Below are 13,401 nucleotides of genomic sequence, written 5' to 3'. Positions count from 1 at the left end.
GGCCCAGGCTGGTTGCGCGACGGCGCCGTCAGCGGGTCAGTGCTCGGCGTCCTGCCAGGACCGCCCCAGGCCCACGTGGACGTCGAGCGGGACGTCCAGCGGCACCGCAGCGCCCATCTCGGCCCGGACCAGCTGCTCCACGGCCTCCCGCTCCCCCGGCGCGATCTCGAGCAGCAGCTCGTCGTGCACCTGCAGCAGCATGCGGGAGCGCAGGTCGGCTTCCCGCAGCGCCCGGTCCACGCCGAGCATGGCCAGCTTGATGATGTCGGCGGCGGAGCCCTGGATGGGGGCGTTGAGCGCCATCCGCTCCGCCATGTCGCGGCGGTTGCGGTTGTCGCTTGTCAGGTCCGGGAGGTAGCGACGGCGCCCGAGGATGGTGGCGGTGTATCCGGTGGCCCGGGCCTGGGCCACCACCTCCCGCAGGTAGTCGCGCACCCCGCCGAACCGCTCGAAGTAGCCGTCCATCAGGCCCTGGGCCTCGGAGGTGGAGATGCGCAGCTGCTTGGACAGCCCGAAGGCCGAGAGGCCGTAGGCGAGGCCGTAGCTCATCGCCTTGACCTTGGACCGCATCGCGGCCGTCACGTCCTGGGGCTCTACCCCGAAGACCCGGGACCCCACGAACCGGTGCAGGTCCTCGCCGCTGCGGAAGGCCTCGATGAGCCCGGCGTCACCGGACAGGTGGGCCATGATGCGCATCTCGATCTGGCTGTAGTCGGCCGACATGAGCGACGCGAAGTCCACCGGCTGGTCGTGGTGCCGGCCGTGACCCACGACGAAGACCGAGCGGATGCGCCGGCCCTCCTCGGTGCGGATCGGGACGTTCTGGAGGTTGGGCTCGGTGGAGCTGAGGCGGCCGGTCGCCGCCACCGTCTGCAGGTAGGTGGTGTGGATCCGGCCGTCCTCGGCCACCGACTTGCGCAGGCCCTCGATGGTGGAGCGGAGCTTGGCGGCGTCGCGGTGGCGCAGCAGCGCCTCCAGGAAGGGGTGCGGCTCCTTGGCCTGCAGGTCCGCGAGCGCCTCCGCGTCGGTCGTGTAGCCGGTCTTGGTGCGCTTGGTGCGCGGCAGCCCGAGGGTCTCGAAGAGCACGGTCTGCAGCTGCTTGGGCGACCCCAGGTTGATGGTGTCGTCGCCGATCGCGTCGTGGGCGTCCTGCTGCGCCTGCTGCACCTGGTCGGCGAAGTGCCCCTCCAGCGCGGCCAGCGACTCCTCGTCCACGCCGATGCCGACGCGCTCCATCTGGGCCAGGACCGTCAGCAGCGGCAGCTCGACGTCGCGCAGCAGCTCCCGCTGGCCGGTGTCGGCCAGCTGCGTCTCGAGCACGCCGGCCAGGTCGAGCACGGCGCGGGCCCGCACCATCGCCTCCCGGGCCTCGGTGTCCTGGTCCGCGGAGAAGTCGAGCATCCCCTGCGGCTCCGAGCCGCCCTCGACCCGCAGCTCGCGGTGCAGGTGGCGCAGCGCCAGGTCGGCGAGGTCGTAGGAGCGCTGGTCAGGACGCACCAGGTAGGCCGCGAGCGCGGTGTCCAGGTCGACGCCCGCCACGTCGGTGAACCCGCGGGCCCACAGCGCCTGCAGCTGACCCTTGGCGTCGTGCAGCGCCTTGGGGACGTCGGCGTCGGCCAGCCAGCGGCCGATCGCCTGCTCGGCGTCGGGGTCCAGCGAGGTCATGTCGACGTAGGCGCCGCGGCCGTCGCCCGCCGCGATCGCGAGCCCCTCGACGTCGCCGGTCCCGCGGGCCCAGCGCCCCACGACGGTCAGCCCCGCCCGACCGGAGCGGCCGTGCTCCGCCAGCCAGGCCGCGACCTCCCCCGCCTCGAGGACGTCCCCCTCCACCTCGAAGCCCGCCTCGGCCTCGGGGGTGGTCGCCTCGACCGTGGCGAAGAGGCGGTCCCGCAGCACCCGGAACTCCAGGCCGTCGAAGACCCGGTGCACCTCGTCGCGGTCCCAGTTGGTGCGGGCCAGGTCGGCCACCGTGAGGGGGAGCTCGACGTCGCGCACCAGCTGGTTGAGGCGACGGTTGCGCAGCACCTGGTCGAGGTGGGCGCGCAGCGACTCCCCTGCCTTGCCCTTGATCTCGTCGACGTGGGCCACGATGCCCGCGAGGTCGCCATACTGCGTGATCCACTTGGCGGCCGTCTTGGGACCCACCCCGGGGACCCCGGGGAGGTTGTCGGAGGTCTCGCCCACCAGCGCGGCCAGGTCGCTGTAGCGGTCGGGGGGCACGAGGTACTTCGTGGTCACCGCCTCGGGGTCCATCCGCCACACCTCGGACACCCCGCGCACCGGGTAGAGGAGGGTGGTGCGCTGGTCCACGAGCTGGAAGGCGTCCCGGTCCCCGGAGCAGATGATCACCTCGTCCAACCCCTCGGCGGTCGCCTGCGTCGTCAGCGTCGCGATGATGTCGTCCGCCTCGTAGCCCTCGACCGACACGTGCCGGATCCGCAGCGCGTCCAGCACCTCCTGGACCAGCGACACCTGCCCCTTGAACTCGTCCGGCGTCGTCGCCCGACCCGCCTTGTAGTCGGAGTACTCCTGGGTGCGGAAGGTCTGCCGCGACAGGTCGAAGGCCACCGCGACGTGGGTGGGGTCCTCGTCCCGCAGCAGGTTGATCAGCATCGACGTGAAGCCGTAGACCGCGTTGGTGGTCTGGCCGGTGGTGGTCGAGAAGTTCTCCGCCGGGAGCGCGAAGAAGGCGCGGTAGGCCAGCGAGTGTCCGTCGAGGAGGAGAAGTCGGGTCACGCATGGCAGCCTAGGCGCTATGACCGACACACCGGCAACGACGACCGCCCCGGACGAGCCCCTCACCGTCGAGCAGCTGCGCGACCTGGGGCGCGGCACGTTGATCGAGCGGATGGAGATCCAGCTCACCGAGGCGTCGGCGCAGCGGTGCAGCGGCACCATGAGCGTGGAGGGCAACACCCAGCCGTACGGCCTGCTGCACGGCGGGGCCTCGGTGGTGCTGGCGGAGACGCTCGGCAGCGTCGCGGCGATGCTCGCCGCCGGGCCGGGACGCTACGCGGTCGGGGTGGACATCAACGCGACCCACCACCGGGCGGTGCGCGAGGGCGTCGTCACCGGGGTCGCCTCCGCGGTGCACGTCGGCCGCTCGACCGCGTGCTACGACGTCGTGATCAGCGACGAGCGCGGGCGCCGGGTGTGCACCTCGCGGATCACCTGCGCGCTGCGCGACGAGGTCTGAGCCTCACGAGGTCCGAGCCTCGGGAGGTCGGTCTCAGGAGACCCGCGCGGTCGGGTCCAGGACCGGCAGCGGCTGGGTCAGGCCGGTGCGGGCGCGCAGCGAGCGGCGCCGCGCCAGCACCCGGTCGAAGGGGCGCACGTCCTCCCCCGCCAGCCGGCGCCGCAGCGCTGCAGGGGTGGTGATCCGCCGCGTCACGGTGGACACGAAGCCCATCCGCGCGAAGAACCGGTTGAGGTCGCGGCCCTGGCTCGGCACGTTGGTGGCCACGTGGGTGGCGCCGGTCTGCTCCGCCAGCAGGGTCGCCTTGGCGAGCAGCTGGTGCCCCACGCCGCGGCCGCGGGCCGCCGGGGAGACGTAGAGCACCTCCAGGGTCACGCAGCCGGCGTCGGTCAGGGCGCTGAGGGGGCTGGCGGTGGCGATGGTGAAGCCGACGAGCTCGTCGTCCTGGGCGGCCACCAGCGTGTAGACGCCGGACCTCGCGAGGACCTGCTCGAGCCGGTCCTGGGTGAGCGGCCGACCGGCCGTCTCCCCCACCAGCGCACCGTCGGCCACGGCCTGGGACCAGAGGGCGAACAACGCGTCACCGTCACCGACTTCGAGGGAGCGGACGACGGTCAGGGACCGACTCATGAGAAACCTCCAGGGACACAACATCGCTTGCCAGTGGCGCATGCCTCCCCCGAAGCACTCTCCAGGGAGAAATATGGCACGTCCGGCAAACCTTGGGTAGGCCGGGTCGGCCCTCGATCGTGATCAGTTCGTGATCTGTCCACCAACGGTGGTCACCTGGTCACGGATGGCGTATGACGCCCTACGCTGCGGCCATGAACGCTGCCTTCCCCGGCCTGGGTACCGTCATCAACGTCGTGACGGTCCTCGTCGGCGCCTCCCTCGGGATGCTCGTCGGGCACCGCCTGTCCGAGCGCACCCGCTCGATCGTCACGGACTGCCTCGGCCTGACCACGCTGCTCATGGCCCTGCTGTCGGCGTGGGAGGTCACCGACCCAGGGCTGAGGGCGGCCGTCGGCACCGGCGCCCCCATGCTCATCGTCCTCGGGTCGCTGCTCGTCGGCGCGATCGTCGGCTCCGCGCTGCGCATCGAGGAGCGACTGGAGGGCCTCGCCGGCGTGATCCAGCAGCGGCTGCACCGGGGCCGGTCCGGCGGGGAGGACGCGCACGCCGAGCGGGAGCGGTTCATCGAGGGCTGGCTGACGGCGTCGCTGCTCTTCTGCGTCGGGCCGCTGACGATCCTCGGGTCGCTGAGCGACGGCCTGGGCCGCGGCATCGACCAGCTCGCGCTGAAGTCGGTGCTGGACGGCTTCGCCGCCCTGGCCTTCGCGTCGACCTTCGGGGTGGGGGTGCTGCTCTCGGCCGCGTCCGTGGCCGTCGTGCAGGGCCTGCTCACGATCGTGGGCGTGCTGCTCGGGTCGGTGCTGCCCGCGGCGCACATCTCCGCGCTGACCGCCACCGGTGGCCTGCTCCTGGTCGCGATCGCGTTGCGGCTGCTGCGGATCCGGGAGATCCCCGTGGGCGACCTGCTGCCCGCGCTGGTCGTCGCGCCGCTGCTGACGCAGGTGGTGATCGCGCTGCGCTGACCGGGCCGCCCGCCTCAGGGCTCGGGGCTACTTCTTGTCCTTGCCCTCACCCATGCCCGTGATGACGGCCTCGGCGACCTGGCGCATGCCCATGCGGCGGTCCATGGCGGTCTTCTGGATCCAGCGGAAGGCGTCGGCCTCGGAGAGCTTGAGCTTGCTCATCAGCACGCCCTTGGCCCGGTCCACGGCCTTGCGGGTCTCCAGCCGGTCGGACAGGTCCGCGATCTCGGACTCGAGGGCTTGGTACTCCGCCCAGCGGGACACCGCGATGTCGATGGCCGGGGCGAGGTCGGCCGCGGTGAACGGCTTGACGATGTAGGCCATGACGCCCGCGTCCCGCGCCCGCTCCACCAGCTCGGTCTGGCTGAACGCCGTCAGCATGACCACCGGGCAGATCTTGGCGTTGCCGATCTGCTCCGCCGCCGAGATCCCGTCGAGGACGGGCATCTTGACGTCCATGATGACGACGTCCGGCTTGTGCTCCTGGGCCAGCTCCACGGCCTGCTCGCCGTTGCTCGCCTGCCCGACGATCTCGTGGCCCGCGTCGCGGAGCATCTCCACGAGGTCCAGTCGGATGAGGGCCTCGTCCTCGGCGACGAGGATGCGGCGGCCGGTGTTCACGGGGTGCTCAGTCACCCCGCCACCCTATGCCCCCCGGGGCCGCGGACGCGAGATGTGGTCAGGCCACGCCGTCCGGGCCGCCTCGCGAGGAGCCGGCGAGCGCGGACGGAGGCGCGAGATCCGTGTGCCGAGGGCGGGATTCGAACCCGCACGCCCTTGCGGACGGAGCATTTTGAGTGCTCTGTGTCTGCCATTCCACCACCCCGGCGGGTGCCCGCCCATGCTACTGGCCGCACGGGCAGGGCCGGACCGCTCAGGCGGTCGCGGCGGTGCGCCCCATCCGCTCGTTGAGCGAGTCGCCCATGCGGTGCACCCGCACCGAGTTGGTCGTGCCGACGACGCCCGGCGGCGTCCCGGCCACGATGACGACGTAGTCGCCCTCCTCGACCCGGCCGGCGGCGAGCAGCGCGAGGTCCACCTGCATCACCATCTCGTCGGTGTGCGACGCGTCGGGGACCAGGAAGGTCTCCACGCCCCAGGACAGCGACAGCCGCGACCGGGTCGCCTGCTCGGGGCTGAAGGCGAGGACCGGGATGTTGCAGCGCAGCCGGGACAGCAGCCGCGCGGACTTGCCGGACTGGGTGAAGGTCACGAGGTACTTCACGTCGAGGTGGCGCGCGATGTCGACCGCGGCCTGGGTGACGGCGTCCCCGACGTGCCAGCGCGGCTCGGGCGTGGGCAGCACGCGGGAGAGGCCGTGCTCCTCGGTGGACTCGATGATGCGGGCCATGGCCTGCACCGTCTCGATCGGCCACTTGCCGACCGAGGTCTCGCCGGACAGCATGATCGCGTCGGCGCCGTCGAGCACCGCGTTGGCGCAGTCGGAGGCCTCCGCCCGGGTGGGCCGGGAGTTCTCGATCATCGACTCCAGCACCTGGGTGGCGACGATGACGGGGCGGGCGTACTTGCGGCACAGCTCGATCGCGCGCTTCTGGACGATCGGCACGTCCTCGAAGGGCAGCTCGACGCCCAGGTCCCCGCGGGCGACCATGACGGCGTCGAAGCGCTGGACGATCTCCTCGAGGTTGTCGATGGCCTGCGGCTTCTCGATCTTGGCGATGACCGGAACCCGGCGACCGACCTCGTCCATGATGCGGTGGACGTCGTCGACGTCGGCGGCGCTGCGCACGAAGGACAGCGCCACCATGTCGCAGCCGAGGCGCAGCGCGAAGCGCAGGTCGGCCTCGTCCTTGTCCGACAGCGCGGGCACGCTGACGGCCACGCCCGGGAGGTTGATGCCCTTGTTGTTGGAGACGAAGCCGCCCTCGACGACCTCGGTGACCACGTCGGTGGCCGTCACCTCGACGGCGCGCAGGCTGACCTTGCCGTCGTCGATCAGCAGCCGGTCGCCGGGCTTCACGTCACCCGGCAGGCCCTTGTAGGTGGTGCCGACGCGCTGCTGGTCGCCCTGGACGTCGTCGGTCGTGATCGTGAACCGGTCCCCCTTGGTGAGCAGGATCGGCCCGCTCGCGAACCGGCCGGTCCGGATCTTGGGCCCCTGCAGGTCGACGAGGACACCGACCGCGTGGCCCACCTCGTCCGAGGCGCTGCGGACGTTGGCGTAGACCTGCTGGTGGTCCTCGTGCGATCCGTGGGAGAAGTTGAGGCGTGCCACATCCATGCCGGCCGCGACCAGCTTGCGCATCTGCTCGATGGAGGAGGTGGCCGGCCCGATGGTGCAGACGATCTTGGCTCGGCGCATGGCTCCCATCCTAGTGGCAGTGGCGTGCGTCACCCTGCCAGGCGGGCCCGCGACCTCGGGTGGTCAGGGCGCACCGGCGGGCACCGGCACGAGCCGCAGCAGGCCGTATGCCGCAGCGCCCACCACGCGGCGGGGCTGCGGCATACGGCCTGCTGGGGTCTGGAGGGGTGGGCTCAGACGGTGAGGGGCCGGTCGGTGGGGGCGATCGGCCGGGGCAGCCGCGACTGCCCGGTCAGGTAGGCGTCGACGCCCTGGGCGGCGCTGCGGCCCTCGGCGATCGCCCACACGATGAGCGACTGCCCACGACCGGCGTCACCGGCGACGAAGACACCGGGGACGGAGGTCATGAAGCTCTCGTCGCGGCGGACGTTGGACCGCTCGTCCAGCGCCACCCCGAGCTGGTCGAGGAGCCCTTCGCGCTGCGGCCCGAGGAATCCCATGGCGAGCAGCACGAGCTGGGCCGGGATGACCCGCTCGCTGCCCTCGACCTCCTCGAACCGGCCGTCGCGCAGCTCCACCTCGGTGAGCCGCAGCCCCGAGACGTTGCCGTCGTCGTCGCCGAGGAACTCCTTGGTGTTGACCGCGTAGACCCGGTCGCCACCCTCCTCGTGCGCGCTCGCGACGCGGAAGAGCATCGGGTAGGTCGGCCAGGGCTGGTGCGCCGGGCGGTGCTCGCCCGGTCGGGCCATGATCTCCAGGCTCGTGACGGAGCGGGCGCCCTGGCGGATCGACGTCCCGATGCAGTCCGCGCCGGTGTCGCCGCCACCGATGACGACCACGTCCTTGCCCTTGGCGGTCACCTGGCCCGGCACGGACTCGCCGAGCGCCGCGCGGTTGGCGGGCGGCAGGAAGTCCATCGCCTGCAGGATCCCGCCGAGCTCACGACCCGGCGCCGGCAGGTCGCGCGGCACCGTGGACCCGATGGCGAGGACGACCGCGTCGTAGCGCTCCCGCAGCTGCTGGCCCGTGAGGTCCTCCCCCACGCGGACGCCGGTGCGGAAGACGGTCCCCTCCTGCGTCATCTGGTTGAGCCGCCGGTCCAGCACGGCCTTCTCCATCTTGAACTCCGGGATGCCGTACCGCAGCAGGCCGCCGGCCTTGTCGGCGCGCTCGTAGACCGCCACCGTGTGACCGGCGCGGGTCAGCTGCTGGGCCGCCGCCAGGCCCGCGGGCCCGGAGCCGACGACCGCGACCCGCTTGCCGGAGAGGCGCTCGGGCTGCACCGGGTCGACCCGCTGCGCCTCGAAGGCGCGCTCCACCGTGGTCACCTCGATCTGCTTGATGGTCACCGGGTCCTGGTTGATGCCGAGGACGCAGGCCGTCTCGCAGGGCGCCGGGCACAGCCGCCCGGTGAACTCCGGGAAGTTGTTGGTGGCGTGCAGCCGGTCGATGGCGTCGCGCCAGTCGCCACGCCAGGCCAGGGTGTTCCACTCGGGGATGAGGTTGCCGAGGGGGCACCCGCTGTGGCAGAAGGGGATCCCGCAGTCCATGCACCGGCTCGCCTGGCGGCGCAGCTCGTCGACGGGCTGGTTCTCGTAGACCTCCTTCCAGTCCTGGATCCGGACCGGGACGGGCCGCCGCTGGGGCAGCTCCCGCTCACGGTGCTTCAGAAATCCACGAGGGTCAGCCACGAGAAGCCTCCATGATGCGCTCCCAGACCTCGGTGCCGTCGAGGTCCAGTCCTTCGGTCTCGGCCTGCGCGCGGACGTCCAGCACCCGCTGGTAGGCCCGCGGCAGGACCAGGGTCAGTCGGGCCCAGGCGGCGTCGAGGTCGTCCAGGAGACCCTGGGCGACCGCCGAGCCGGTCCACCGCACGTGGTCGCGCAGCAGCCCCTCCACGACGGGCCGGTCCACGTCCCGCAGCGGCAGGACGTCGACGAGCTCGGTGTTGATGCGGTCGGTGCGGGCGTCCAGCAGGTAGGCGATGCCGCCCGACATGCCGGCCGCGAAGTTGCGCCCCACCTCCCCGAGGATCATCGCCGTGCCGCCGGTCATGTACTCGCAGCCGTGGTCCCCGACGCCCTCCACCACGGCGGTGATGCCGGAGTTACGGACGCAGAACCGCTCGCCGGCGGTGCCCCGCAGGAACACCTCGCCGGTGGTGCCGCCGTAGCCGATCACGTTGCCCGCCACGACGTTGTCCTCGGCCACGAGCGCCGAGTGCTCCCCCGGGCGGACCACGACGCGGCCGCCCGAGAGGCCCTTGGCCACGTAGTCGTTGGCGTCGCCATACAGCTGGAGCGTCACCCCGGCCGGCAGGAAGGCGCCGAACGACTGCCCCGCCGAGCCGTGCAGCCGCACCGTGATGGTCCCGTCGGGCAGGCCGTGCGGGTGGGCGCTGGTCACGGCGTTGCCGAGCATCGTGCCGACCGTGCGGTTGACGTTGCGGACCGTCGTCTCGATGACGACCTTCTCGCCGTCCTCGAGCGCCGGCCGCGCCTGGGCGACGAGCTCGTTGTCCAGCGCGTGCTGCAGCCCGTGGTCCTGCGCGGACGTGCAGTGGCGGGCGCTGCCGTCCTCGGGCACCGCCTCGGCGAGGATCGGCGACAGGTCCAGGCCGCTGGCCTTCCAGTGCGCCACCGCCTTGCGGGTGTTGATCACCGAGGATTGGCCGATGGCCTCCTCCAGGGTGCGGAAGCCCAGCTCGGCGAGCAGCTCGCGGACCTCCTGCGCGATGTACTCGAAGAAGGTCTCGACGAACTCCGGCTTGCCGTTGAACCGGGCCCGCAGCTCGGGGTTCTGGGTCGCGACGCCCACCGGGCAGGTGTCCAGGTGGCAGACCCGCATCATGATGCAGCCGGAGACGACCAGCGGCGCGGTGGCGAAGCCGAACTCCTCCGCCCCGAGCAGCGCCGCCACGACGACGTCCCGGCCGGTCTTGAGCTGGCCGTCGGTCTGCACGACGATGCGGTCCCGCAGGCCGTTGAGGACCAGCGTCTGCTGGGTCTCGGCGAGCCCGAGCTCCCAGGGGGCGCCGGCGTGCTTGAGGCTGGTGAGCGGCGAGGCGCCCGTGCCGCCGTCGTGGCCCGAGACGAGGACCACGTCGGCGTGCGCCTTGGAGACGCCGGCCGCGACCGTGCCGACCCCGATCTCGGAGACCAGCTTGACGTGGATCCGGGCCCGCGGGTTGGCGTTCTTGAGGTCGTGGATCAGCTGCGCCAGGTCCTCGATCGAGTAGATGTCGTGGTGCGGCGGCGGGGAGATCAGGCCGACGCCCGGGGTCGAGTGCCGAGTCTTGGCCACCCACGGGTAGACCTTGTGGCCCGGCAGCTGGCCACCCTCGCCGGGCTTGGCGCCCTGCGCCATCTTGATCTGGATGTCGTCGGACTCGGTCAGGTAGAGGCTGGTGACGCCGAAGCGGCCCGACGCGACCTGCTTGATCGAGCTGCGCCGCTCGGGGTCCATGAGCCGGTCGACGTCCTCGCCGCCCTCACCGGTGTTGGAGCGGGCCCCCAGGTGGTTCATGGCGATGGCGAGGGTCTCGTGCGCCTCCTTGGAGATGGAGCCGTAGCTCATCGCCCCGGTGCTGAAGCGCCTGACGATCTCGCTGACCGGCTCGACCTCCTCGACGGGGATCGACGGGCGGTCCGAGGCCAGCTCGAAGAGCCCGCGCAGCGTCATCAGCCGCTGGGCCTGGTCGTCCACGCGCTGGGTGTACTGCTTGAAGATGTCGTAGCGGCGCTGGCGGGTGGAGTGCTGCAGCCGGAAGACCGTCTCGGGGTCGAAGAGGTGCGGCTCGCCCTCGCGGCGCCACTGGTACTCCCCACCGACGGGCAGGGTGCGGTGCGGCTGGCGCACGCCGTCGACGGGGTAGGCGGTGGTGTGCCGGGCGGCGACCTCCTGGGCGAGCACGTCTAGGCCGATGCCGCCGAGCTGGCTCACCGTGCCGGTGAAGTAGGTGTCCACCAGCTCCTGGGACAGGCCGATCGCCTCGAAGACCTGCGCCCCGCGGTAGGACGCCACGGTGGAGATGCCCATCTTGGACATCACCTTGAGCACGCCCTTGCCGAGCGCCTTGATGAGGTTCTTGACGGCCTGCTCGGGGGTGACGCCCGCGATGATGCCCTGGCGCACCAGGACCTCCACGGACTCCATCGCGAGGTAGGGGTTGATCGCGGCGGCGCCGTAACCGATGAGCAGGGCCACGTGGTGGACCTCGCGCACGTCCCCGGCCTCGACGACCAGGCCGACCTCGGTGCGCTGCTTCTGCCGGATCAGGTGGTGGTGCACCGCGGAGGTGAGCAGCAGCGACGGGATGGGGGCCAGCTCGCGGTCGGAGTCACGGTCGGACAGCACCACGAACCTCGCCCCACCACGGATCGCGGTCGAGACCTCCTCGAAGATCTCCTCGAGCCGGCGGCGCAGACCCTCGCCGCCCTCGTCGACCCGGTAGGTGCCGCGCACCACGTGGGTGGCGTAGCCCGGCAGGTCGCCGTCGGCGTTGATCTGCATGATCTTGGCCAGCTCGTCGTTGTCGATCACCGGGAAGGACAGCTCGACCTGGCGCGCCTGGCTGGGGCTCGGGACCAGCGCGTTGCCCTCGGGGCCGACGGCGGTGCTGAGGGAGGTGACGAGCTCCTCGCGGATCGCGTCCAGCGGCGGGTTGGTGACCTGTGCGAAGAGCTGGGTGAAGTAGTCGAAGAGCATCCGCGGCCGGCTCGACAGCACCGCGATGGGGGTGTCGGTGCCCATCGACCCGAGCGCCTCCGCCCCGCTGACCGCCATGGGGGTGAGCAGGATCCGCAGCTCCTCGAGGGTGTAGCCGAAGGTCTGCTGGCGGCGGGTGACCGACGCCGCGGTGTGCACGATGTGCTCGCGCTCGGGCAGGTCGGCGAGCTTGATGACGCCCGCGTCGAGCCACTCCTGGTAGGGCTGCGCGGCGGCCAGCTCGGCCTTGATCTCCTCGTCCTCGACGATGCGACCGGCCTCGGTGTCGACGAGGAACATCCGGCCCGGCTGCAGCCGGCCGCGGCGCACGACGTGCTCCTCCGCCAGCGGCAGCACCCCGGACTCCGACGCCAGCACGACCAGCCCGTCGTCGGTGACCCAGTAGCGCCCCGGGCGCAGACCGTTGCGGTCCAGCACGGCGCCGACCAGCGAACCGTCGGTGAAGGTGACGCACGCGGGGCCGTCCCACGGCTCCATGAACATCGAGTGGAACTCGTAGAAGGCCTTGCGCGCCGGGTCCATCTCGGCGTGGTTCTCCCACGCCTCGGGGATCATCATGAGCACGGCGTGCGGCAGCGACCTGCCCGCGAGGTGCAGCAGCTCGAGCACCTCGTCGAAGGACGCGGAGTCGGAGCCGTCCTCGGTGCAGATCGGGAAGAGCCGGCCGAGGTCCCCCGGGATGAGGTCGCTGCGCAGCATGGACTCGCGGGTGCGCATCCAGTTGCGGTTGCCCTTGACGGTGTTGATCTCGCCGTTGTGGGCGATGTAGCGGTAGGGGTGCGACTTGGGCCACGACGGGAACGTGTTGGTGGAGAACCGCGAGTGCACCAGCGCCAGCTCGGTGGCGAAGCGCTCGTCGGACAGGTCGGGGTAGAACTGCTCCAGCTGCGCGGTGGTCAGCATGCCCTTGTAGACGAGGGTGCGCGCCGACAGCGACGGGAAGTAGACGTGCGCCTCGTGCTCGGCGCGCTTGCGCAGGCAGAAGGCCAGGCGGTCCAGCTCGAGACCGGCGCGTCGACCGGTGATGTCGGCGACGAAGAGCTGCGCGAAGTGCGGCATGCAGTCGCGGGCCGTCTGCCCCACGCACCCCGGCTCGACCGGCACCTCGCGCCACCCGACGACCTTGAGGTTCTCCTCCGCGGCGATGCGCTCGACCGTGGCGACGGCCGCGGCGCGCTCCTCCTCGCCCATCGGCAGGTATGCCGTCCCGACCGCATAGCCGCCCCGCGGGGGCAGCGGGAAGTCGGTCACCGCGCGCAGGAAGTCGTCCGGGACCTGGGTGAGGATCCCCGCGCCGTCACCGACCAGCGGGTCGGCGCCGGTGGCGCCGCGGTGCTCGAGGTTGGTCAGGGCCAGCAGGGCCTGGTCCAGGATGTCGTGCCCGGCGCTGCCGCGCAGCGTGGCGACCATGGCGACACCGCAGGCGTCGTGCTCCTGGTCCGAGCGGTAGAGGCCCTGGTCGGCCGGCTGGGCGCCGAACCGGGCGAACGTCTGGGGAATCGCGGGAATCGCGGGAATCGCAGGAACCGCGGGAACCGCAGGGACCCCGGGGCGCTCAGGCATCTCCGACATCTCGTGTCACCGTCCTCGTACTCGGCCGGACGGCGGGATGCCGTCCG

At 71.8% G+C, this 13,401-nt stretch carries 8 protein-coding genes and 1 tRNA gene; 2 read left to right on the top strand and 7 right to left on the bottom strand.

Features of this window, described 5'->3' with window-relative positions; translation table 11 throughout:
• Nucleotides 1–36: 36 nt before the first annotated feature.
• Nucleotides 37–2,736: a DNA polymerase I gene (gene polA, locus ADJ73_RS11425; protein ID WP_050348363.1), complete on the bottom strand. Its 2,700-nt coding sequence runs from the start codon at nucleotides 2,734–2,736 to the stop codon at nucleotides 37–39.
• Nucleotides 2,737–2,755: 19 nt separating this feature from the next.
• Here polA and ADJ73_RS11420 point away from each other — a divergent pair, with 19 nt between their 5' ends.
• Entirely contained in the window at nucleotides 2,756–3,196 is a 441-nt protein-coding gene (locus tag ADJ73_RS11420; RefSeq protein ID WP_050348362.1) for a hotdog fold thioesterase, read from the top strand.
• Nucleotides 3,197–3,229: 33 nt separating this feature from the next.
• Here ADJ73_RS11420 and ADJ73_RS11415 read toward each other — a convergent pair whose 3' ends face one another.
• On the bottom strand, nucleotides 3,230–3,826 hold the full coding sequence (locus tag ADJ73_RS11415; protein ID WP_050348361.1) for a GNAT family N-acetyltransferase: 597 nt from the start codon (nucleotides 3,824–3,826) through the stop codon (nucleotides 3,230–3,232).
• Nucleotides 3,827–4,020: 194 nt separating this feature from the next.
• On the opposite strand from ADJ73_RS11415, the gene ADJ73_RS11410 reads away from it, so the two are divergent.
• On the top strand, nucleotides 4,021–4,791 hold the full coding sequence (locus tag ADJ73_RS11410) for a DUF554 domain-containing protein (protein ID WP_050349417.1): 771 nt from the start codon (nucleotides 4,021–4,023) through the stop codon (nucleotides 4,789–4,791).
• A 27-nt stretch (nucleotides 4,792–4,818) separates the two neighbouring features.
• Here the strand turns inward: ADJ73_RS11410 and ADJ73_RS11405 are convergent, their stop codons facing one another.
• From ADJ73_RS11405 to gltB, 5 genes are all read right to left on the bottom strand, one after another.
• The gene (locus ADJ73_RS11405) at nucleotides 4,819–5,427 is read right to left on the bottom strand and encodes an ANTAR domain-containing response regulator (protein ID WP_050348360.1); all 609 of its coding nucleotides are present in this window, start codon (nucleotides 5,425–5,427) and stop codon (nucleotides 4,819–4,821) included.
• A 110-nt stretch (nucleotides 5,428–5,537) separates the two neighbouring features.
• A tRNA-Leu gene (locus ADJ73_RS11400) sits at nucleotides 5,538–5,620 on the bottom strand.
• 45 nt (nucleotides 5,621–5,665) lie between these two features.
• Complete coding sequence (gene pyk / locus ADJ73_RS11395; protein WP_050348359.1) at nucleotides 5,666–7,114, bottom strand: pyruvate kinase; 1,449 nt, start codon at nucleotides 7,112–7,114, stop codon at nucleotides 5,666–5,668.
• Nucleotides 7,115–7,287: 173 nt separating this feature from the next.
• Entirely contained in the window at nucleotides 7,288–8,745 is a 1,458-nt protein-coding gene (locus ADJ73_RS11390) for a glutamate synthase subunit beta (RefSeq protein WP_050348358.1), read from the bottom strand.
• Nucleotides 8,738–13,345, bottom strand: coding sequence for a glutamate synthase large subunit (gene gltB / locus ADJ73_RS11385; RefSeq protein ID WP_082177160.1), 4,608 nt, complete (start codon nucleotides 13,343–13,345; stop codon nucleotides 8,738–8,740). The genes ADJ73_RS11390 and gltB overlap by 8 nt, the downstream gene beginning before the upstream one ends.
• Nucleotides 13,346–13,401 lie beyond the last annotated feature (56 nt).

Origin of the sequence: Arsenicicoccus sp. oral taxon 190 (assembly GCF_001189535.1) — a bacterium.
Lineage (GTDB): Bacteria > Actinomycetota > Actinomycetes > Actinomycetales > Dermatophilaceae > Arsenicicoccus.
This window is presented reverse-complemented; position numbering and strand designations above follow the sequence as displayed.

What these genes read in the sequence shown, in the direction of transcription:
- ADJ73_RS11420 (WP_050348362.1), top strand. Translation starts at nt 2,756, where the DNA reads ATGACCGACACACCGGCAACGACGACCGCCCCGGACGAGCCCCTCACC.
- gltB (WP_082177160.1), bottom strand. Translation starts at nt 13,345, where the DNA reads ATGCCTGAGCGCCCCGGGGTCCCTGCGGTTCCCGCGGTTCCTGCGATT.
- ADJ73_RS11415 (WP_050348361.1), bottom strand. Translation starts at nt 3,826, where the DNA reads ATGAGTCGGTCCCTGACCGTCGTCCGCTCCCTCGAAGTCGGTGACGGT.
- ADJ73_RS11410 (WP_050349417.1), top strand. Translation starts at nt 4,021, where the DNA reads ATGAACGCTGCCTTCCCCGGCCTGGGTACCGTCATCAACGTCGTGACG.
- pyk (WP_050348359.1), bottom strand. Translation starts at nt 7,114, where the DNA reads ATGCGCCGAGCCAAGATCGTCTGCACCATCGGGCCGGCCACCTCCTCC.